This is a genomic window from Ralstonia sp. RL (assembly GCF_001683835.1).
Classification (GTDB): domain Bacteria; phylum Pseudomonadota; class Gammaproteobacteria; order Burkholderiales; family Burkholderiaceae; genus Ralstonia; species Ralstonia mannitolilytica.
Genome location: NZ_LWRX01000214.1, coordinates 1 through 699 on the forward strand (window position 1 = coordinate 1; position 699 = coordinate 699).

The 699-nt window shown below is 67.1% G+C and carries 1 protein-coding gene; it reads left to right on the plus strand.

Annotated elements, in window-relative coordinates:
• Positions 1-674: HutD/Ves family protein (locus A6M56_RS19860; RefSeq protein WP_502686946.1), on the plus strand; the 674-nt coding region annotated here is incomplete at its 5' end.
• Between the last annotated feature and the right edge of the window lie 25 nt (positions 675-699).

Genomic DNA, 699 nt, shown 5'->3' on the forward strand with positions numbered 1-699 from the left:
CACCGCGCGCGTCGCCGCCCGCCTGGTGGCGCGCATCGCGGAACACGCCGGCGCCTAATCGCATAGCCATCATGCGCAAGTTCGATGCCGGCAGCTACCGGACCATGCCATGGAAGAACGGCGGCGGCGTCACGACGGAACTGGCCGTTCATCCGGACGGCGCCGGCCTCGACGATTTTGCATGGCGCATCAGTTCGGCGCGGGTGACGGCATCCGGTCCGTTTTCGCACTTCGGCGGCGTCGACCGCTCGCTGGCGGTGCTGGACGGAGGCGGTCTGTGCCTGCGCATTGACGGCACGCGGGCCGAAACCTTGACCGCCGGCAGTGCGCCCTGCGTTTTCCGGGGCGAGCAACGCATCGAAGCGGAACTGCCCGGAGGTCCGATTGCGGATTTCAACGTGATGACGCGGCGCGCGCTCTGGATGCACACGCTCGAACAGATGCGGCTGAACGGAAGCGCGTCGCTGGCGCGGCAGGCGGATCTGCTGTTCATCTACTGCGCATCCGGCACACACGTCATCTGCAGCAGCGCCAACGGACCAAGCGTTGCGCTGGACTGCGGCGATGCGGTGCTGATCGAGCGCGCGGACAATCCGCAGGTCCGGCTTTCCGCCCCGGCTGCCCGCCTTTACCTCGTCCATCTCTCACGACAGGATGCACAGAATGCCCGTTGATCAATCTCCCCGCTGGGACGCCCTG